The 21,566-nt window shown below is 27.8% G+C and carries 22 protein-coding genes; 9 read left to right on the forward strand and 13 right to left on the reverse strand.

Going from position 1 to position 21,566, the window contains the following annotated elements; all coding sequences use genetic code 11:
• Nucleotide 1: 1 nt before the first annotated feature.
• From OD91_RS08095 to OD91_RS08105, 3 genes are read right to left on the reverse strand one after another with little or no spacing between them, the layout of a single operon-like run.
• Nucleotides 2–1,270, reverse strand: coding sequence for an MFS transporter (locus tag OD91_RS08095; RefSeq protein ID WP_144895882.1), 1,269 nt, complete (start codon nt 1,268–1,270; stop codon nt 2–4).
• A gap of 4 nt (nt 1,271–1,274) precedes the next feature.
• Nucleotides 1,275–1,934 (reverse strand): hypothetical protein, encoded by a 660-nt coding sequence (locus OD91_RS08100; protein ID WP_144895883.1) that lies wholly within the window; start codon nt 1,932–1,934, stop codon nt 1,275–1,277.
• Between the two features lie 59 nt (nt 1,935–1,993).
• Entirely contained in the window at nt 1,994–2,989 is a 996-nt protein-coding gene (locus OD91_RS08105) for an NAD(P)H-dependent glycerol-3-phosphate dehydrogenase (protein ID WP_144895884.1), read from the reverse strand.
• Between the two features lie 96 nt (nt 2,990–3,085).
• On the opposite strand from OD91_RS08105, the gene dut reads away from it, so the two are divergent.
• A complete protein-coding gene (dut, locus tag OD91_RS08110; protein ID WP_144895885.1) occupies nt 3,086–3,517 on the forward strand; it encodes a dUTP diphosphatase in 432 nt (143 codons plus the stop codon).
• 18 nt (nt 3,518–3,535) lie between these two features.
• On the forward strand, nt 3,536–3,685 hold the full coding sequence (locus tag OD91_RS08115) for a PspC domain-containing protein (RefSeq protein WP_144895886.1): 150 nt from the start codon (nt 3,536–3,538) through the stop codon (nt 3,683–3,685).
• A gap of 6 nt (nt 3,686–3,691) precedes the next feature.
• Here the strand turns inward: OD91_RS08115 and OD91_RS08120 are convergent, their stop codons facing one another.
• Nucleotides 3,692–4,228 (reverse strand): GNAT family N-acetyltransferase, encoded by a 537-nt coding sequence (locus tag OD91_RS08120; RefSeq protein WP_144895887.1) that lies wholly within the window; start codon nt 4,226–4,228, stop codon nt 3,692–3,694.
• Nucleotides 4,229–4,306: 78 nt separating this feature from the next.
• Entirely contained in the window at nt 4,307–5,314 is a 1,008-nt protein-coding gene (recA, locus tag OD91_RS08125) for a recombinase RecA (protein ID WP_144895888.1), read from the reverse strand.
• 98 nt (nt 5,315–5,412) lie between these two features.
• Between recA and dinD the strand changes: the two genes are divergently transcribed.
• Nucleotides 5,413–6,252 (forward strand): DNA damage-inducible protein D, encoded by an 840-nt coding sequence (gene dinD, locus OD91_RS08130; RefSeq protein ID WP_144895889.1) that lies wholly within the window; start codon nt 5,413–5,415, stop codon nt 6,250–6,252.
• Nucleotides 6,253–6,256: 4 nt separating this feature from the next.
• Complete coding sequence (locus OD91_RS08135; RefSeq protein ID WP_255513276.1) at nt 6,257–6,826, forward strand: pseudouridine synthase; 570 nt, start codon at nt 6,257–6,259, stop codon at nt 6,824–6,826.
• Here the strand turns inward: OD91_RS08135 and OD91_RS08140 are convergent.
• From OD91_RS08140 to OD91_RS08150, 4 genes are all read right to left on the reverse strand, one after another.
• Complete coding sequence (locus OD91_RS08140) at nt 6,815–7,255, reverse strand: GNAT family N-acetyltransferase (RefSeq protein WP_144895890.1); 441 nt, start codon at nt 7,253–7,255, stop codon at nt 6,815–6,817. The two genes, OD91_RS08135 and OD91_RS08140, sit on opposite strands and share 12 nt — an antisense overlap.
• Before the next feature lie 46 nt (nt 7,256–7,301).
• On the reverse strand, nt 7,302–7,736 hold the full coding sequence (rpiB, locus tag OD91_RS08145) for a ribose 5-phosphate isomerase B (RefSeq protein ID WP_144895891.1): 435 nt from the start codon (nt 7,734–7,736) through the stop codon (nt 7,302–7,304).
• A gap of 541 nt (nt 7,737–8,277) precedes the next feature.
• The gene (locus OD91_RS13500) at nt 8,278–8,448 is read right to left on the reverse strand and encodes a hypothetical protein (RefSeq protein WP_186434424.1); all 171 of its coding nucleotides are present in this window, start codon (nt 8,446–8,448) and stop codon (nt 8,278–8,280) included.
• Nucleotides 8,449–8,562: 114 nt separating this feature from the next.
• The gene (locus OD91_RS08150) at nt 8,563–9,471 is read right to left on the reverse strand and encodes a diacylglycerol kinase family protein (protein WP_144895892.1); all 909 of its coding nucleotides are present in this window, start codon (nt 9,469–9,471) and stop codon (nt 8,563–8,565) included.
• 112 nt (nt 9,472–9,583) lie between these two features.
• Here OD91_RS08150 and rnr point away from each other — a divergent pair, with 112 nt between their 5' ends.
• From rnr to OD91_RS08170, 4 genes are all read left to right on the forward strand, one after another.
• Nucleotides 9,584–11,806: a ribonuclease R gene (gene rnr / locus OD91_RS08155; RefSeq protein WP_144895893.1), complete on the forward strand. Its 2,223-nt coding sequence runs from the start codon at nt 9,584–9,586 to the stop codon at nt 11,804–11,806.
• A 90-nt stretch (nt 11,807–11,896) separates the two neighbouring features.
• Nucleotides 11,897–14,392, forward strand: a complete 2,496-nt coding sequence (locus OD91_RS08160) for a T9SS type A sorting domain-containing protein (protein ID WP_144895894.1) — start codon at nt 11,897–11,899, stop codon at nt 14,390–14,392.
• A gap of 6 nt (nt 14,393–14,398) precedes the next feature.
• Nucleotides 14,399–14,722, forward strand: coding sequence for a YbjQ family protein (locus tag OD91_RS08165; RefSeq protein WP_144895895.1), 324 nt, complete (start codon nt 14,399–14,401; stop codon nt 14,720–14,722).
• Nucleotides 14,723–14,833: 111 nt separating this feature from the next.
• Complete coding sequence (locus tag OD91_RS08170; protein WP_144895896.1) at nt 14,834–15,010, forward strand: twin-arginine translocase TatA/TatE family subunit; 177 nt, start codon at nt 14,834–14,836, stop codon at nt 15,008–15,010.
• 267 nt (nt 15,011–15,277) lie between these two features.
• Here the strand turns inward: OD91_RS08170 and OD91_RS08175 are convergent, their stop codons facing one another.
• From OD91_RS08175 to OD91_RS08185, 3 genes are all read right to left on the reverse strand, one after another.
• The gene (locus tag OD91_RS08175) at nt 15,278–16,594 is read right to left on the reverse strand and encodes a LytTR family DNA-binding domain-containing protein (protein ID WP_144895897.1); all 1,317 of its coding nucleotides are present in this window, start codon (nt 16,592–16,594) and stop codon (nt 15,278–15,280) included.
• A gap of 133 nt (nt 16,595–16,727) precedes the next feature.
• On the reverse strand, nt 16,728–17,273 hold the full coding sequence (locus tag OD91_RS13505) for a LytTR family transcriptional regulator DNA-binding domain-containing protein (RefSeq protein ID WP_186434425.1): 546 nt from the start codon (nt 17,271–17,273) through the stop codon (nt 16,728–16,730).
• 877 nt (nt 17,274–18,150) lie between these two features.
• Nucleotides 18,151–19,071, reverse strand: coding sequence for an SPFH domain-containing protein (locus OD91_RS08185; RefSeq protein ID WP_144895899.1), 921 nt, complete (start codon nt 19,069–19,071; stop codon nt 18,151–18,153).
• Nucleotides 19,072–19,206: 135 nt separating this feature from the next.
• Between OD91_RS08185 and OD91_RS08190 the strand changes: the two genes are divergently transcribed.
• A complete protein-coding gene (locus tag OD91_RS08190; protein WP_144895900.1) occupies nt 19,207–19,899 on the forward strand; it encodes a DUF4377 domain-containing protein in 693 nt (230 codons plus the stop codon).
• Here the strand turns inward: OD91_RS08190 and gltX are convergent.
• Nucleotides 19,892–21,427 carry a glutamate--tRNA ligase gene (gene gltX, locus OD91_RS08195; protein WP_144895901.1) on the reverse strand — a complete coding sequence of 512 codons (1,536 nt, stop codon included), beginning with the start codon at nt 21,425–21,427 and terminating at the stop codon, nt 19,892–19,894. The genes OD91_RS08190 and gltX overlap by 8 nt on opposite strands.
• Nucleotides 21,428–21,566: the final 139 nt, after the last annotated feature.

Raw genomic sequence — 21,566 nt, forward strand, 5'->3', positions numbered from 1 at the left:
ATTACTCTTCTTTTTCACTAGCTTCGATATCTTCTGTCAAATCTAAGTTTCTTATTGTTGGACTTACAATTCCTGTGGTAACCGCTGTAATAATTGTCATAGTTCCACCAAAAACAACTGCGGCTACTGGGCCGATTAATTTAGCAGCTAATCCGCTTTCAAAAGCTCCTAATTCATTTGATGAACCCACAAACATAGAATTTACAGACGACACTCTTCCACGCATTTCGTCGGGTGTTTTTAATTGTAAAATTGTTTGACGTATTACCATAGAAATTCCATCTGCTGCTCCACTTACAAATAATGCTAACACGCTTACCCAGAAAATGGAAGACAATCCAAAAGCAATAATACTAAGTCCAAAAATAAAGACTGAAATAAGCATTTTTTTACCTGTATTTTTATTGATTGGAATATAGGTTGTTATCAACATTGTTAAAATACTTCCTAGTGAAATTGATGCGTTTAAAACCCCAAAACCTTCTGGGCCAACTTTTAAAATATCTTGAGCAAAAACAGATAATATCGCTACTGTTCCGCCAAATAAAACAGCAATCATATCTAAAGTTAAAGCTCCTAAAATAGCTTTGTTTTCAAAAACAAATTGTACCCCGACCTTTAAACTTTGCATCATTGGTTCTCCAATTTTTGTATTCAAAATTGGTTTCCTTTTTATTTGAAACATAAAAATAAATGACAAAGCAACCAATATAAAAACAAGGCATAAGGTATTATCAACACCAATCCAACTAATAAAAAAACCTCCAAAAAGTGCTCCAGTAACTGCTGCTGTTTTCCAGGTACTTGTACTCCATGTCGCTGCATTATGATAAATGTTTTTTGGTACAATTAAAGCAACCAAAGAAAAAATAGTAGGGCCAAAAAACGATCGTAAAAATCCACCAAAGAACACCAATCCATAAATTGAATATAAGACTGAATTTGTAGACCAACTGTTTACAATTGTATCTGTTGTTAAAAAATATAAGCCTAAACTAATTAATGAAAAAGCAGCGGTACAAATAGCTAATAGGTTTCTTTTTTCTTTTTGATCAACAATATGCCCAGCAAATAACGCCATAGAAAACGCCGGAATGATTTCCATTAAACCAATAATTCCTAGAGACAAAGGGTCTTTGGTAATACTATAAACTTGCCATTCTATGACAATAAACTGCATTGACCAACCGAACACTAAAAGAAACCGTACGAATAAAAAAATATTAAATTCTTTAATTCTTAGCGCTGCATAAGGGTCATTTTTTTTCATAAACCTAGCCTAGTTTCATATCCATTAAAATAGAAAAAGTCTCATTAATATCTTTTTCTTTTACAACAATTGTCATTTCATTTGTTGTAGAAATAATTTCTTGTAATGGAATGTCTGCCCAAGCTAATTGTTTTAAAATAAAATAATATATCCCAGATTGTTCAAGGTTTTCTTTTGGAAGTTTTATGGTAATTGACGCTAAATCTAATACGTTGTTGATTAAGTTTTCTTTCTTGAAAATTTCCTCAACAAAGGGTTGAAGGTTTTTACTTGTTACAATATTTGTTTCAAAAATTCCTTGAGAAACCGTTAAGAAGTAATCTTGATTTTCTGAAGACTTCGTTAATACTTTCGCTATTTCTTTTAATAATGAAGGTGTATTTGAAAATGTAAAATCACATAAATCTGAACGCACAATTACATCGCCTAAATCTAAGGCAATCTTTTTTATGTTCTTTCTAATTCGTAACTCACTAGCTGGAGATAGACGGTTTATAGCCATCATTACTGCGCCAACTTTTACATCTTTTTTAAGAATTTGTGAAATCTCTGGTAAAATAATTCGTGCTAATGAAGAAACATTAATCAGTTTTTCATTTAAAGCTTCTTCTATGAAAGGTGTTTTTCTTATGGTGCTTTCTACTGCTTCTTGAATTGTTTTCATTTTGTTTAAAATTATATCCTAAAGTGTAATTTTAAACAAAAGTACTAAAATTTAATCAATTAGTTTAATTTTTCGGTAAGACGATTAAATTCTTTCTTTGGATTTTTACCTTTATATAAAACCGCATAAACCGCATCTATTATTGGAGTTTTTGCTCCATTTTTTTGATTTATTTCAAAAGCACTTTTAGTTGCGTAATATCCTTCAGCAATCATATTCATTTCCATTTGAGCGGATTTTACAGTATACCCCTTACCTATCATGTTTCCAAACATTCTATTTCGACTAAATGTTGAATATCCTGTAACCAATAAATCGCCTAAGTAAGCTGAATTATTAATGTTTCGCTTCATCTTATGAACTTTTTTAATAAAGCGTTTCATTTCTCTAATCGCGTTGCTCATTAACACCGATTGAAAATTATCACCATAACCTAAACCATGAGAAATTCCCGCTGCAATCGCATAAATATTCTTTAATACAGCTGCGTATTCTGTCCCGATAATATCATCAGAAGTTTTTGTTTTAATATACCAACACTTTAAAGTCTTGCTGATAAACGTTGCTTTTTCTTCATCTCTACAAGCAATTGTTAAATACGATAATCGTTCCATAGCAACCTCTTCTGCGTGACAAGGGCCTGTAATTACACCAATATTATCAAAAGGAATGTTATACTTCTCATTAAAATGTTCTCCAACAATTAATCCTGTTTCTGGAACAATTCCTTTAATGGCAGAAAAAATGATTTTATCTTTTAACGGAATAGTTAATTTATCTAGTTCTGATTTTAAAAATGCAGACGGAATTGCAAAAATTAAAACATCATACGCTTCAACTATAGTGTTTATATCTGAAGACAGGTCTAATTTACTTGGAATAAGATCTGCAGAAGGTAAATAATTTGGATTGTGCTCATTTTCTTTTATATGCTCAATAACGCTTTCGTTACGCATATACCAACCAATTCTATCTCGATTTTCAGACAAGATTTTTACAATAGCAGTTGCCCAACTTCCTCCTCCTAAAACTGCTATTTTTAATTCTTTACTCATTTGTTTGGTTTTCTATGTGCGAAATTAATAAAACTAAAATGATCTTATTAAAATTGTGTTTAATATTCTATTTTTGGCATGACAAAATTCATATAAATGAACGTACAAATAATCAATAAATCTAAACATGCTACTCCAAGTTATGAAACTAACGGATCTGCAGGAATGGATTTACGTGCAAATATTGAAGAATCTATCACTTTAAAACCTTTAGAAAGAACTATTGTTAAAACAGGTTTATTCATTGCTTTATCTATTAGTTTTGAGGCACAAGTTAGACCTAGAAGTGGTTTGGCTGCTAAAAAAGGTATTACAGTTTTAAATTCTCCTGGAACAGTAGATGCTGATTATAGAGGAGAAATAGGGGTGATTTTAGTTAATTTATCGAATGATAATTTTGTTATTAATGATGGCGAACGTATTGCACAATTAGTTATTGCAAAACATGAGCGTGTGAATTGGCAAGAAGTTACGGTTTTAAACGAAACCGAACGTGGTGCTGGTGGTTTTGGTAGTACAGGAGTTTAATTTTAAAATAAATATAGTATGGTATTAGGAGTGTCTGAGTGGTTAAGTCCAAAATTAAATGTAGAAACAAAAATTATTAGAATTGGATTTGTTGTTGCTGTTTTATTAGCTGGGTTTGGTATTGGTTTATACTTAGTTTTATGGTTAGTAAAAATGTTTTCTAAGTAAAAATATTTATATTTTTTTATAAAGCTGACTCATTTTTCTTACCTCATCATGCAGTAATTCAAAAGGAAGAAAAGTATGAGAATGGTACTTAAAACCTAACTTTTTATAAAACTGAAAAGCTTGTGGTTGTTCGTCCATGGCATCTAGCCAAATAATTTTATAGTTTTTTTCTTTTGCTTTTTTCTCTAACCAAACAAGTATAGTTTTTCCTATTCCGTTTCCTTGTGTTTTTTGATGTAAATAAATACGGTGTAATTTAACTTGTTTTTCTTGTGATAAACCTTCTAGTCTTTCATCCCAAATAATTCTAAAGTTTCCAATAATTTCATCTTTATAAATAACCAAATAATAGGCTGCTTTCTCTTCTGAAATTTCTTTTAAAATATTTTCTTTTGAGTATTGAGTGTTAACATACCAATCTCCTTTATCCTCCCAAAAATGACTATATGCTAAAGGATATACTTCTTTCATTAATTGAAACAGCGTTTCACAGTCTGTTTTTTTAATCTCTTTTAATTGTATATTTTCTGATATTTTTATCATATTATAAATATAAAAAAACTGCTGTAGATTGATTACTTCTACAGCAGTTTTAATAATGGTTAGAACTTTTAAATTTACTTATTCTTGATTTTCAATAGCATCTTTTATTTTTCCTTCTAATTCTTCTGCTAAATCCGGATTGTCTTTAATTAATCCTTTTACAGCATCTCTTCCTTGACCTAATTTTGTTTCACCATAACTAAACCAAGAACCACTTTTCTTTACAATTCCTAATTCTACACCAATATCTAAAATCTCTCCAACTTTAGAAATTCCTTCACCATACATAATATCAAATTCTGCAATCTGAAAAGGTGGTGCAACTTTATTTTTTACAACTTTAACCTTCGTCATATTACCTATAACTTTATCGCCGTCTTTAAGTTGTGTTCTTCTTCTAATATCTAAACGAACAGAAGCATAAAACTTTAATGCGTTTCCTCCTGTTGTTGTTTCTGGATTACCGAACATCACTCCAATTTTTTCTCTTAATTGGTTGATAAAAATAACAGTACAATTTGTCTTAGAAATGGTTCCTGTTAATTTACGTAATGCCTGACTCATTAAACGTGCATGAAGACCCATTTTAGAATCTCCCATTTCACCTTCAATTTCAGATTTTGGTGTTAATGCAGCAACAGAATCAATTACAACAATATCAATTGCGCCAGAACGAATTAAATTGTCTGCAATTTCTAAAGCTTGCTCACCGTGGTCTGGTTGAGAAATAATTAAATTATCTATATCTACTCCTAAATTTTCTGCATAAAACTTATCAAAAGCGTGTTCTGCATCAATAAAAGCTGCAATTCCTCCAGCTTTTTGAGCTTCCGCAATTGCATGTAATGTTAAAGTTGTTTTACCAGAAGATTCTGGCCCGTAAATTTCAATAACTCTTCCTCTTGGATAACCGCCTATTCCTAACGCTAAATCTAATCCTAAAGAACCCGAAGAAATTGCATCTACTTCTTCAGTAACAACATCTCCTAATTTCATTACAGAACCTTTTCCGTATGTTTTATCTAACTTATCTAAAGTAAGTTGTAATGCTTTAAGCTTTGCTGTTTTTTCTTTATCTGCTGCCATAAAATGTTGTTGTTATTAATTTTTTTAGAGTGGTTAAAGTTACGAAAAACAGGATATATTTAATGCGTATTTTGTATTTTTATGAAAATTATTTTTTTATGAAAAAAGAAATTATACAAACTTTAGCAAATAGTTTTGAAGACCATTCTCAATCTACAGAAAACGAAATAGAGTTTTGGTTTGCGAGAGATTTACAACAACTTTTAGGATATTCTGAATGGAGAAATTTTCAAAAAGTAATTATAAAATCTAAAGTTGCTTGTGAAACAACAAATAATTTAATTTCAAACCATTTTGTTGACGTCAACAAAATGGTCTCTTTAGGTTCTGGTAGCGAAAGAGAAATACAAGATATTATGCTTACAAGATATGCTTGTTATTTAATTGCTCAAAATGGAGATCCAAGAAAAGAAAGTATTGCTTTTGCTCAAAATTATTTTGCAATGCAAACAAGAAAGTTTGAATTAATTGAACAAAGAATAAAAGATTGGGAAAGATTACAAGCTAGACAAAAATTAACTTTATCGGAAAAAGATTTATCTGAATTAATATATGAAAAAACAGGAAACGATAGAAATTTTGGATTAATAAGAAGTAAAGGAGACCAAGCTTTATTTGGTAGATCAACAAAAGATATGAAAACTAAATTAGGAATTCCTAATAATAGAGCTTTAGCTGATTATTTACCAACTATTACAATAAAAGCAAAAGATTTTGCTACAGAAATAACTGTTTTTAACACGAAAGAAAAAGATTTAAGAAATGAAAGAAGTATTTCTGCTGAACATATTACAAATAACCGATCTGTAAGAAAAATTTTACTAGAAAGAGGTATTAAACCTGAAAACTTACCAGCTGAAGAGGATATAAAAAAATTAGAAAGAAGAGTTAATTCAGAAACAAAAAAGTTAGGTAAAAATCCTGACAAATTGAATTAATTTGATAAAAAAACATCATCATTTTATAATTCATAAACCTTGGGGAATGATTTCTCAGTTTGTAAATCCTGCAAAAAGAAAGAAAAGGTTGCTAGGAGAATTACATCGTTTTCCAGAAGGAACTATGGCAATTGGGCGTTTAGATGTGGCTTCTGAAGGATTACTTTTATTAACTACAGACGGAAAAGTATCCGAAGAAATTAGATCTAGTAAATATGAAAAAGAATATTTAGTTCAAGTAGATGGAATTATAAATAAAGAAGCAGTAGATAGATTAAAAAAAGGCGTAGAAATCGGTTTTGATGGAAAAAAATACATGACAAAACCTGGTGAAGCTTTTTTAATTGAAAACCCTAAATTTCCTTTAAGAAGTCAAAAAATTAGAGATGCTCGTCATGGACCAACAAGTTGGGTAAAAATTATTATTAGAGAAGGAAAATTTAGGCAAGTTAGAAAAATGACAGCTGCCGTTGGTTTTCCAACATTACGTTTAATACGTGTTAGGATTGGAAATATTGAATTAAATAATTTAAAAGTTAATGAAGTTAAAGAAGTTAAAACTTTAATTTCGTAACATTTCAATATGTGGAATTCCATCTTCTAAATACTCCTCTCCTATTTTTTTAAATCCATGAGATTCATAAAATTTTTGAAGATAGGTTTGTGCAGAAATAGTAATTTTATCTGTATTAAATTGGTTTTTTATAGCAGTAATTGATGCTTTCATAATATCATGACCAAAACCATATTTTCTTTCGGAATTTAAAACCACTACCCTACCAATACTTGCATTATTAAAATAATCGCTAGGTTTAAAAATACGTGTATACGCAACTATCTTATCCTTTTTAATTCCAAAAACATGTAAAGATTTTTGATCTTTATCATCTATATCTTGATATACACAATCTTGTTCTACAACAAAAACTTCAGATCGTAATTGAAGAATCTTATATAATTCTGTTGTGTTTAATTCTTGGAAAGATTTAATAATTATTTTCATATAAAATAAGACCTTTCGACTGCGCTCAAGGTGACAGTAAAATTAATTAACAAGCACAAGAAATTTTATCAACTCTATTTGCATGACGTCCGCCTTCAAATTCTGTAGTTAAAAAAATATCTACAAAACCAATAGCTTGTTGTAAAGACACAAAACGTGCAGGAATCGTTAAAATATTTGCATTATTATGTTGCCTGGTTAATGCAACTAATTCATTATTCCAACATAATGCAGCTCTAATCCCTTGATGTTTATTTGCCGTCATTTGCGCACCGTTTCCAGAACCACATAAAATAACACCTAATTCTGCTTTATTAGTTTCTACAGCATCTGCAGTTGGATGAATTGCATCAGGATAATCCATAGAATCATTTGTATCGGTTCCAAAATTTAAAACAGTATATCCTTTATTTTCTAAATGTTTTATAATTTCGAATTTATATTTTGTTCCTGCGTGATCGTTACCAATGGCAATTGTCATAATAATTTGATTTTAATTTAGTTGTGTTCAACAAAAATACAGAAACTAAGGTTTATTTAAGGTTATTAACAATCTATTTTTTAAGTAATTTAATAACAAGTTAGTTTTTAAACTTTTACCTGTTTTATGTAATTGTTAAGAAGTATCTGTAACTTTTAAAAAGTTTTTTTGGTGGATTTAAAAATTATTACAATACAAGATCTTAGTTTACATACACAAGTTTTTTTATAAGAAACTCATAAAAGTTTATCAACATAAAAAAACCAGTTTATTTACATTAAAAATTATTTAACTATTAAAAAAATAAGGTTAAAATATGTTTATAAGTTATGTTAATAAGTCAATCTTTAATTTGATTTTAAACAACTTATCTATCTTATAAAATGTTACTAATTATTAATAAGTGATACTAAAAAATAAAAAGTAAAATTTTTATAGTAGCTATTCACATACTATTATAAACATCATATGTTTTTTAAAATTTATTAAAAGAAAAGTAATTATAATATAGAATGTTGATAACTGAAAAAAGAAAAAAAATTTAAACAGTTTTCTTTTCAGCTTCAATAAGATATAAAGTATCTTTTTTAGATTCTACAGTTTCTTGAGCAGGTTGTTTATTTAATGTAGTATTAATACTTCTTACAGTAATTAAAACTCCTGCAAGAAATATAAAGAGAAAAAGAGCAATTATTTTACGTAAGTTTTTCATTTATTAAATAACTTCTATACTCTAAAGACGAGTTATTTATGAAAACGTTACATTTTTTTTAAGATTTTCTTAACTTTTTATACTAAGCTTGTTTCAGTATTTATTTAAATTCTACTAATTAATAATAAATCGAATAGCTTTTTCTTTAATTTTTACTGTGAGTTTTCCAGTATTAATTATTTCACCATCTGCCTGAATAAAAGGATTTGAATTTTGAGGAAGTACTGTAATTTCTTTTGTTTTATAAGTTTCTATTTTTTGATGATTAACAATAGAACCTGAATATAATTTTCTAATATTAAAAATAATATCAAAAATTGTAAAATTCTTAGCAATCGTAATATCTAATAAACCATCGGAAGGGTTTACATCTTTTGTAAACTGCATTCCTCCACCAGAAAATTTACAAATTCCTATTAAAGTCATTAAACAATTAGTTTCTATAATATTATCTTTAATAAGAACTTTAAAAATAGATTTTTTATATAAAAATAAACCCGCTAAACCACTTAATAAATATGCAATTCCTCCAAAACGTTTTAAAGAATTTAGTTTATTAACAATATAACCATCGTACCCTAAACCAGCTACATTATTAAAATAAGAAATGGTTTTATTATTAGTTTCTAAAACACCAATATCTTGTAAAATTGTCTTTTTATGATGGATGATTTCTATAGATTTTTTGATGTTTTTAGGAATATCATACGTTTTAATCCAATCATTTCCAGTTCCAAGTGGAATTACTCCAATAGTTATATCAGAAGTTTTTATATATCTTTGCATCATTATTCCGTTAACTACATGATGTAGTGTTCCATCTCCACCAACAGAAATAATAGTTCTAAATCCATCTTGAATGGCTTTATTTACCAATTCAATTTCATGTTTAGAAAACCGAGTAAAAGCAAAAGAAAAGTTGATTTTCTTATTGTTTAATAGTTGCTGAATTTTTTTCCATTTTTTAGAAAAATTACCATTTCCTGAAGTAGGATTTGCAATTATAAAACAAGAATTAATCATAAATAATAATTAAAAAAAGACTAAAATAGAAGTTAGAAAGATAACGGTTTATTAATATAACAACCATCTTAAATAATTGTATTTTGGTATCACATAAAACAAGTAACATATTTTGACAAAAAAAAAGAAAATATATAAAAAGAAAGGTAATATCGTAAAAGATTTAACTAGAAATATATTTAAAGTATTAAACCAAGACAGTAGTAAATCATACAATCATAAACAAATTGCTGCAAAATTAAAAATTTCTGATACTGATGGTAAAACACAGATTATAAGAAAATTAGCAGAATTAACTGCAAATAAAAAAATTAAAGAAGTAGATAGAGGTAAATTTCAAATTAATATTGATAGAAAGTATTCTGTTGGTACCTTAGATGTTACCTCAAATGGAAATGGATATTTTATAACTGATGATTATGAAGATGATGTTTTTATACCAAATATTAATTTAGGAAAAGGATTACATCAAGATACTGTAAAAGCATTTGTATATTCTAAACGTAATGGTAAGAAATTAGAAGGAGAAGTTGTAGAAATTTTAGAACGCGCAAAAACAGAATTTGTAGGTGTTTTTCAAAAACATAAAAGCAAACCATTTGGATTTGTTATTCCAGATAATCATAAAATGTATGCAGATATTTTTGTTTCAGAGAATAAAATAAATGGTGCAGAAGATGGAGATAAAGTACAAGCAACAATTTCTGATTGGCCAAAGAACTCTAAAAATCCGTTTGGAAAAATTACAGCAGTTCTTGGTAAACCAGGAGAACATAATACAGAAATGCATTCTATTTTATTAGAATACGATTTACCTTATGAGTTTCCTAGAGAAGTAGAAAAAGATGCAGAATCGGTTTCTTTAGAAATTACAGATAAAGAAATTGCTAAGCGTAGAGATATGCGAGGTGATTTAACGTTTACGATAGATCCAAAAGATGCAAAAGATTTTGATGATGCATTATCATTCACAAAATTAGAAAATGGAAATTACGAAATAGGAATTCATATTGCAGATGTTTCACATTATTTACAACCAAAAACTATTTTAGATGATGAAGCTTATGCACGTGCAACTTCTGTTTATTTAGTTGATAGAGTAGTACCAATGTTGCCAGAAATTTTAAGTAATGGTGCTTGTTCTTTAAGACCAAATGAAGAAAAATTAACGTTTTCTGCTGTGTTTGAAATCAATGAAAAAGCACAAATTATAAAAGAATGGTTTGGTAGAACAGTTACCTATTCAGATCAGCGTTTTGCATATGAAGAAGCACAATCTATTATAGAAAATGTAAAATTATCTGATGATATTCAGCCGTACACAATGCCGCTTGATATTTCAATTATTGATAAAGAATATGAAGTAGCGCCAGAAATTGTAGAGGCAACTTTAAAACTAGATGAATTAGCTAAAATTCTTCGTAAAAAAAGAATGAAAGAAGGTGCAATTTCATTTGATAGAGTAGAGGTAAAATTTAATTTAGATGAAGAAGCAAATCCAGTAGGTGTTTTCTTTAAAGAATCTAAAGATGCTAATAAATTAATTGAAGAATTTATGTTGTTAGCAAATAGAAAAGTTGCAGAATTTATAGGTTTTTCAAAAGGAAAAGCAACTAATAAAACGTTTATTTATAGAATACATGATGAGCCAGATGATGAGAAATTAGCTTCGCTACAAAACATCATCAGTAAATTTGGATATAAAATTAATACAGATACTAAAGAGACTACTTCAGATTCTTTAAATAATTTATTAAGCGATGTAAATGGTAAAGCAGAATCTAATATGATTGAGACTTTAACCATTAGAACAATGTCTAAAGCGGCATATACAACTCAAAATATTGGACATTATGGATTGGCTTTTAACTACTACAGTCATTTTACATCTCCAATTAGACGTTATCCAGATGTGATGACACATAGATTACTCCAACATTATTTAGATGGCGGAGACACGCCAAAAGCAATTATTTATGAAGAAAAATGTAAACATTCTTCAAATAGAGAAGAATTAGCATCTAAAGCAGAACGCGCTTCTATTAAATACATGCAAATTAAATACATGCAAGATCATAATAATGAAGTATTTGATGGCGTAATTACTGGAGTTACAGAATGGGGAATTTACGTGGAAATTAAATCTAACAAATGTGAAGGAATGGTTAGAATTAGAGATATAAAAAGCGATCATTATATTTTTGATGAAAAACAATATGCTATTGTTGGTCAATCTTCAAAACAAATATATCAATTAGGTGATGATGTAAAAGTACAAGTAAAAAAAGCTGATTTAGAACGTAAACACTTAGATTTTAATTTAATTGAAGATTAATTTTTTTTTAAAGAAAACCTAAACGTTTTTTAAAGTAGGGTTTTTACTGTTTTAATTGTTTTATATTTATAATTCAGTAAATACCTCATAATGAAAAATAAATTTTTACTTATAACTATATTATCTTGTATATTAAGTTGTTCTCAGAAGAATAAAAATATAGAAAAAGAAGATGGATATTCCGTTTTTAAAAAACAGAAGAAATCTAAAAAAGGTTCTAAGAAAAAGAAACATATAGCTTCTAGATTTATAGAAAAATCAAGTAAAAAATCCATTCAAGAAACAGCAGCTATATTTCAAAAATATCAAAAAGAAATACTTGAATCCAATACTAGTTTTCAAGGTACTTGGGAAGAATTAGGGCCTACATATTATAATGATGAAACACCAAAAATTGGTAGAGTAACCTCTATAGCTGCAGAAAAAGGGAACAGTAATCATATCATTATTGGAAGTGAAACAGGTGGTGTTTGGAAAACGGTAGATGGTGGAACTAAATGGACTGTTTTAACCGATAATCAACCAAGTTTAGATGTTTTTTCTTTAGCGATTGATCCATCAAATGCTCAAAAATATTATTGGGGTTCAAAAGAAGGAACATTATATGTTTCTTCAGATGCAGGAAGTACTTGGAGTCTTTTAGCAGATGTCTCTGATAGAGAAGATAATAATGGTGTTAATAAAATTTTAATCCACCCTACAAATTCTAATATTTTATATTGTAGCTCCCAAGATGAGGGTATTTTTAGATCAACTGATAGTGGTGCAACATGGACAAAAATTCATCAAGGATCTTTAGCAGGTTTTGATATTGAATTTAAACCAGGAGATCCAAACATTGTTTATGCTACAGGAAATCATTTATTTATATCTAGAGATAATGGAGTTACGTTTAACAAATCTACATTATTACCAAACCCAGTATCATCACAAGGTCATCCTAATGCTAGAATGATTGGAGTAACTCCAGCTAATTCAAATGTAATTTATATTGTTGAAAACAATAGTGATCATTCGGGTTTTGGTGCTTTATATAAATCAATAGATGCAGGTGTTTCTTTTATAAAAATAGATGATAAAGGCAAAGATTATATTGGAGATAGTTTTGATGGTGGAGGCGAAGGCCAATCCCCAGATCATATGGATATTGCAATAGATCCAGCTAATGAAAATATTATACATATAGCAGGTATTTATATCAACTATATGGTAATAAATAATAATGCAGTGACTTTACCACTTACAAGACCACAAAATCAAGGAAATTTACATGTAGATTTTACCATAATGAAATTTATTGATAATAAACTTTATGTTGGTACAGATGGAGGAATTCAAATAATTGATAAACCAAATGATTTATCAGCTAGTAATAAATATTTAAATGATATATCAACAGGTTTGGGAATACTTCAAGTATATAAACTTGGAATTAGTCAAACAGATCCTGTAAATGTTATTGAAGGCGCTCAAGATAATGGTACTTTAATGTATGTTGGTAGTACAAAAAAATGGAAATTTGTTGGTGGTGGTGATGGAATGGAATGTTTTTTTGATAAGACCGATCCGTCAATTATCTATTATAGTGCGCAAGCAGGTGCGCTTTTTAGAATTACAGCGGATGATGAGAAGAGTATTTCTCCACAAGGAGCTGGTGTAGGAGCTTGGACTACACCTTTTGAACAAGACCTTACCTCTCCAAATACTATTTACAGTGGTTACAAACAAGTATATAAATCTACAGATAAAGGAGATTCATGGACTGCTATTTCTCAAACTTTCAATTTCGAATTAATAAATTTGAAAATAGCACCTTCAAATAATAAAATAATGTACTGTAATCCTTGGTTTGGAGAATTATATAAAACCGATGATGGAGGGGCAACAGAATGGAAAAAAATCACATCAATTCCATTAACAAGATCAGTATTTGGAACGTATCCCGCAATAAATACCATAGCAATACATCCAACAAATCCATTGAAAGTTGCTGTTGCAGCATCTGGAATTGGAGCACCTGAAAAAGTATACTTAACTAATGATGGTGGAGTAACTTGGTCATCTATAAAACACAATTTACCAGATTTTGAAGTAGATGCCTTAGAATGGGATAAAACAGCTGAAAATGGATTGTATTTAGGTATGAATTACGGAGTTTTCTATATTAATGATACATTTATAGCTAACAATAAATATTGGCAGCCTTTTAGTAATAATTTACCAAATGTTAGAATTTCTGAATTAGAAATAAATTATGCTGATAATAAATTATATACAGCCACTTATGGAAGAGGTATTTGGAGATCAGATTTATTTGATAGTAGTTTAGCTACGGATAAGTATAAATTTTCAGGATTAAAACTATACCCAAACCCTGTGAGAAATAATTTTAATTTAACCTGGAACAATACAGAAAAAGTAGCCGTTAGTATTTTTGATGCTTCAGGTAAATTAATTTCATTTAACAAAGACATTAGTTTAAATAACTCTTTTAAGGTTGATACAAGGAATTACTCAAAAGGAATTTACTTTGTAAAAGTAAATAACGCTAAAGGAATGACAGTTAAAAAAATAATAGTAGAATAATTACATATGATATTAACAACAACACCAAACATAGAAAATTTTAAAATAGTAGATTATTTAGGAATTGTAACAGGTACAGCATATAACACAAGCTATTCCTATAAAGGAAATAAAATATCTTTCAAAGATATGTTTAACACATCGAAATACTATAAAGCTTACGCAGAAGGTTTAGAGTCTTTAAAAGAACAGGCATTTCAAAATTTAAAAGATAATGCATTAAAACTTGGTGCAAATGCAGTTGTAGGAATACAATTAGATGTAGAACCTTTAGCAACATCCGCGACTGTTTTAGTATCTATTACAGGTACTGCTGTAAAAGTTGAATAAAAAGAGAGTAAAACACTAAAAAAGAAAAGGTTATCATTTAATAGGGTTAGAATTTTCTAACACTTTTTTTGTTTAAAATATTTGTACCTTTGTAGGATAAAATTTATTAAAATGATTACAAACAGTATTTTTTTAGGAATGATTGGGCCTTGGCAAATTGCAATTATAGTTGTATTGGTTTTATTAATGTTTGGAGGAAAGAAAATACCAGAGTTAATGAAAGGCTTAGGAACCGGAATAAAAGAGTTTAAAAGCGCTACAAAAAATGATGAAGATACAGATGAGTAGTGTCAAAATACAATTAATTATAAATAAGCCGAAACATTTGTTTCGGTTTTTTTATGCAATAAAAATCGATTGTCTTATTTCTTAAACACACAAAAGCTCATGAATACACATGAGCTTTCTGTTAATAAATAGATAGTCTAAAATTTGTCCCCACAAATATACTTAGATCTGAATTAACGACAGCTAAATTAGTCTTTTTTTTGAATTTAACAAAAAGAAGCCTGTTTTTGTTTTAATATGTTCTTTTTTGTGACAAACGGGAAGAAGTTATTTACTAATAATATCTAATATTTGTTTTTTACTAAAGATTCTTGATACTGGTATTTTTTCATTAACAATATCAGAATGTAAAATAAGCGCTTTAGAGTTTCCGGTAACTTGATTAAAAAATGAAGAGTTAACCATATAAGACTTATGACATTTAAAAAATGCTGAATATTCTTTTAGCTGCTCAGTTATTCTTTTTAATGAGATCCTTATTGTTTTAGAAAGTATTTTATCTTCTTGTTTATAAAAAAGGATCACATAGTTTCCATCAGATTTTATGTAAATTATATCATCTACGTTTTTTGAAAAAGTATCTTTAGCAACATTACTCAAAAAAGTAACAATATTATCTTTTGCCTCTTTTTTAAGATGAATACTGCTTATTAATTTTTCATTTATTTTTTTAACTTTTAAATAATCATCAAAAACTAAGAAAATCAAATTAGGTAGAAAACTCCCAAAAAAGCCAAATTTAATAACCTCTAATAAGGAGACGTTAATTGTTTTAATTCCTAAAAACAACGAACCATAGAAAATAATTGGACTACAGATGAAAACAAGTAAGACCATATATATAATAATATCTATTTTTCTAAGTGCAGTTTTAGGAATAAGCAATTGAGTAGTATAAACAACTATAAAGACAATTACACCTGAAAAAACCGTGTTAATGAAATAGTTTTCATTATTGTTTATTAAAACATAGGGCTTAAAGAGGTTAAAGAAAAGAAAAATATATAAACCATAGAAAAAAGAAATATAAAAGCGAAAATTTCCCTGCCTATTGTATCTATACCCAGGTTCAAATAACCATGTGTTTTTTATGTTGTCTATTCTAAGATGTCTGTCTGTTCTCTTGTTTAAATAAATTTTTTGAATGTGGTTATCTAAAATAAAGTATAATGAAGTGCATGATATAAAACAGATAGATAAATCTCTTAAATAAGGTAGAAAATTTTCATTAAAAATTTGGACATAATAATTATAGCCAAAACCTAAAACAAAAATGATAATGAAATTAAAAAGAATAAGTTTTAAAACACTTCCTTTGGTCCAATTTTTCTTTTTGAAAGAATCAAATTCAAAATAGATACCAATAAAAAAAGTTATAAAAAAAGATAAAAAGGAAATTAGTGCAGTACTCCACGCAACAGTCAAACACACTTTTGAAGTTGGTCCACAATCATAAAGTAATTCACAAAAAAGCATCAAAAACACTCCAGCATAAATTGCTGAAGTAATACAAGCTATAAACAAAAACTTAAATGTGCCTTGATAAAAAGAAGGCTTATTTAACCACTTTATTAATATTTTCAAGGTAAAACTATTAAATAAATTACAGGAGGTGACTGTCTCAAATATACTTAATAAAAACCAAAACAATTATTTTCTTTTGTAAAGTGTCGTTTGTAATTAATACATTTGAATTTATTTCCAATATTAATAACTATTAATATAATATTTTGTTTTGTAATTTTTTTTTAGAAAAACTTCTTGAAACAGGTATTAGCTGAGGAAATTTCTTTAATATCAATTTATAACCCTTAGAATTTCCTTTATAGTCAAGAATAAAGTCTTTGTTTACTATATAAGATCTATGAACACGAATTATATTTTCTTCTCCCTTTAATTCTTTTTCTATTTCAGAAATAGTATTTCTAATTACTTTTTCCTTTAACTCATTGTTTTTTAAAAGAAAAAAACTAACATAATTTCCTTGAGAATTTATATAAACTAATGAATTTGTTAAAAAAGAAAAACTCTCTTTTTTATTTAAAGAATAAATGGTTATTTTTTCCTTTTTATGACTTTTTTCATTTTTATCAAGTTTAATTTTAAAGTATTCATCAGAGATAAAAAAAATAAAATTTGGGATGATACTACCTAAAACTCCAAATTTTAATAAATCGAATAGTGTAATGCTAGGTGTATTAATATTTAAAAAAATTGAGCCGTAAAAAATGATTATTGAAATTATAATTGTTGCAAAAAGCATATATAATAAAACATCAATTTTTTTTATTTTTAAAATATTTAAAAGCGGGTTTTTTCTTTCAAAAATTTGGGATGTAATAAAAATAACAAAAAATACTACTATACTAGAAAAAACTGTCGACTCTAGATAGGTTTCATTATTTTTTGTTAATTCATAAGGTTTAAAAAGGCTAAAAAAAATAAAAACATATAAAGCATATAGTGTTGCAAACCAATAACGAATTTTTTTTATTGATTTAAAATTATAACTATTTTTTAAAAACCAACTATTTTTTAATGGGTTTAAATTGATTGGTTTACAATTATTTTTTAAGGATATGGATTTATCAAAAATAAAAAACAGCACTACAACAGAAATAAAACAAAAGGTTAAATTCTTTAGAAAAGGAAGAAAGTTTTTATCAAACACCCCGATATAATAATTATAAAGGAAACTTGTGTTGAAAATTATAAAGTAGTTAATAAAAATGTATTTTAATACACTTAACCTATTCCAATATTTTTCTTTAAATGACTCAAAATCAAATAACAAAGAAAATATAAAAGTTGTAAAAAACGATATAACCGTTGTTATAACAATACTTAAAGTTACTTTAAAGTGAAAATCATCCCAAAGGTTGTTAAATAACAGAAAAAAGCAACCTGTATAAAGACCTATAAATAAACAAAAAAATAATAGGCGATTATAAGACCCAAGATAAAAAGAAGGCTTATTTAACCATTTTATTAATATTTTTAAGGGGAAAATCATTAATTAAAAATGAGGGACATTACAACAAATATAAAAAATTAAACTAAATAAGTTTTTTTTTAATAAATAATCATTTTTACATACTTTTTTTTAATTATATAAAAAAAGAAATCTAAAAAAACTATAACTACTCTTTTTTCTTATTTTTTGAATTTTTCATTGCTTCCCCTATTTGATTACTTGCTGTAAAACTTGCTACCATATCATTAAGCATTTGGCTTCCAGCTTGAGGTGAATTAGGTAATAATATTAAGTTACTATTTGTTTCTTGACCTATAGATTGTAATGTATCATAATGCTGTGTAACAACAATTAAAGCTGAAGCTTCTTGAGAATTAATACCAACTTTATTTAAAACTTCTACAGATTCTTCTAAACCTCGTGCAATTTCCCTTCTTTGGTCTGCAATACCTTGTCCTTGTAACCTTTTGCTTTCTGCCTCCGCTTTTGCACGTTCTACAATTAAAATACGTTGTGCATCTCCTTCAAATTGAGCGGCAATTTTTTCACGTTCAGAAGCATTAATTCTATTCATAGCCTCTTTTACTTGACCATCTGGATCAATATCGGTTACTAAAGTTTTAATAATGTCAAAACCATAACCAGACATTGCTTCGTTTAATTCGGTTTTTACAGCAATAGCAATATCATCTTTTTTAACAAAAACATCATCTAATTTCATTTTTGGAACCTCAGCTCTTACCACATCAAAAACATATGATGTAATTTGATCGTGTGGATAATCTAGTTTATAAAAAGAGTCATATACCTTATCTTTAATTACTTTGTATTGAACAGAAACTTTAAGTTTAACAAAAACATCATCAAGTGTTTTAGTTTCAATAATAACATCTAATTGTTGAATTTTTAAGCTTAATTTACCAGCAATTCTATCAATCAACGGAATTTTAAGATGTAATCCAGATTGACGAATACTATGAAACTTCCCAAAACGCTCAATAATAGCAGCAGTTTGTTGTTTAACAATAAAAAAAGCAGATAAGATGATTAGTAATCCAATAAAAATAAAAGGAGCTATATATAACATAGTTGAAAAATTAAAAAGTTAACAGTTTTTTGTAAAGATATCAAAAGATATATCTAATTACAAGACGTTATTTTTTTAAATTGTTACAAATTTGGTTCAGTTTTTGTTATTTTTATGTAAAACAATTATCAAAAAATGAAAATAATAACACTTTTAGTAATGGGAATAGCATTTTTTTCTTGCGCAAGTCAAAAGAACATACATCAAGAAACGATATTAGTTGATAGTAAAAAAACAGACTGTATGGGTATGGTTATGATGAAATGTATGTCTATTAAACACTTAAATAAAAAAGATGCAAAATGGGAGCCTTTATTCGGTAAAATTGAGGGCTTTACTTATGAAGAAGGATTTACATATAAATTAAAAGTTTCTATAGAAAAATTACCAGATCATTTAGTTCCAGCGGATGCAAGTAATTTAAAATACAAATTAATTGATGTATTAAACAAAACAAAAGAGGAGGTTATTACTGAGAAAGAAAGTAAAATAACCGACAAAAAATGGAATTTAACTCATTTAGAGTCAGAAAAAATAGCTAAAAAATCAGATAAAAGACCTACACTTTATTTTGAAATTAAAGGAAAAAATAATGCAATAAGTGGAGTAGGTGCTTGTAATAATTTTTCTTCTGTGGTTGAAAAGTTAAATAATACTGAATTCATAGTAGCAGATAGAATGATAACTACCAGAATGGGATGTATGGATAATAATTTAGAATACCGTTATTTTCAAAAGTTAGTTGCAGCAAAAACTTATACTCTAAAAAATAACCAATTGTATCTATTAGATAAAGACAACAAAGAGATTTTACGCTTTTCTAATTAAGCGTATTAATTGCGTTTTCTATTCTAGAAATCGTCTCTTTTTTACCAATTAAAGTCATAATTTCAAATAAATCTGGCCCAGCAGGTTTGCCAACTAAGCTTAAACGCAACGGTTGCATTACCTTACCAAAACCGATTTCTTTAGAAGTTATCCACCCTTTAATTTCTGTTTGAGCGTTTTCTATGGTAAAATCATCTATTGAAGAAATAATTTTGATTAATTCTGCCATTAGAGAACCTGTTTCTGGCTTCCAATTTTTTCTTGAAGCTTTAGCATCGTATTCTGTTGGAGCGATGAAAAAGAAACTAGATAAGTCCCAAAAATCATTAACAAAAACAGCTCTTTCTTTAATTAAAGAAACTATTTTTTTAACGTAAGACTTTTCGATTTCGCTCGAAGTGTCATTAAGTTTATTTAATAGTATTGGTAAGTACAAATCAGTTAATTCTTCATCAGATTTGGTTTGTAAATATTGTTGATTAAACCAATTTGTTTTGTCTGGGCTAAATTTTGCACCAGATTTACTTACACGACTTAAATCAAAAGATTCAATTAACTCGTCTAATGAAAATATTTCTTGTTCAGTTCCTGGGTTCCAGCCTAATAAAGCTAACATGTTTATAAATCCATCAGCAAAATATCCATCTTCCTTATATCCACGTGAAACATCACCAGTTTTATCATTTTTATATTCTAAAGGAAATACAGGAAAACCTAATTTATCACCATCACGTTTGCTTAATTTTCCTTTTCCTACTGGTTTTAAAATTAATGGTAAATGTGCAAATTTTGGAGCGTCCCAACCAAAAGCTTTATATAATAAAACGTGTAATGCCATTGAAGGTAACCATTCTTCACCACGAATTACATGGCTTATTTCCATTAAATAATCATCAACAATATTTGCTAAATGATAGGTAGGCATTCCGTCTGATTTAAACAAAATTTTATCGTCTAAAACGTTTGTATCGATTTTAATTTCTCCACGAATTTCATCATTCATGATTAAAATTTCATCTTGCGGAGATTTAAATCGGACTACATATTTTTCTCCGTTTTCAATACGATTTTGCACTTCTTCTTCAGTTAAAACTAAAGAGTTTACTAATCGTCCTCTTTCTCTATTATGCCAATTATAAATAAAGGTTTTTCCTTTTTCTTCATGACCTTTTCTTTCATTATCTAACTGTTCTGCTGTGTCAAAAGCATAATACGCCTGTCCGCTTTTAATTAAAATATCTGCATATTTTTTATAAATATCTTTCCTTTCAGATTGACGGTATGGACCAAATTTTTCATTCTTATTTGGACCTTCATCAAAAGGAATATTACACCAATTTAATGCATCTATAATGTATTGTTCTGCGTTAGCAACATAACGTGTTTGATCTGTATCTTCTATTCTTAAAATAAAAGTTCCACCATTTTTTTTGGCAAATAAATAATTAAACAACGCTGTTCTTACGCCACCAATATGTAAAGGTCCTGTTGGACTTGGCGCAAAACGAACACGAATAGTAGATTCCATCTTTTCTAATTTTAGATGGCGCAAAGATACTTTTTATTGAAAAATATAGCGACTAATTCATATAATTATAGTTGTTATTGTGTTTTGGTCTGAACACATAGCTTCAAAGAAATCATAGAGGCACTATTAGCATTTAAAA

Origin of the sequence: Lutibacter sp. Hel_I_33_5 (assembly GCF_007827455.1) — a bacterium.
Lineage (GTDB): Bacteria > Bacteroidota > Bacteroidia > Flavobacteriales > Flavobacteriaceae > Polaribacter.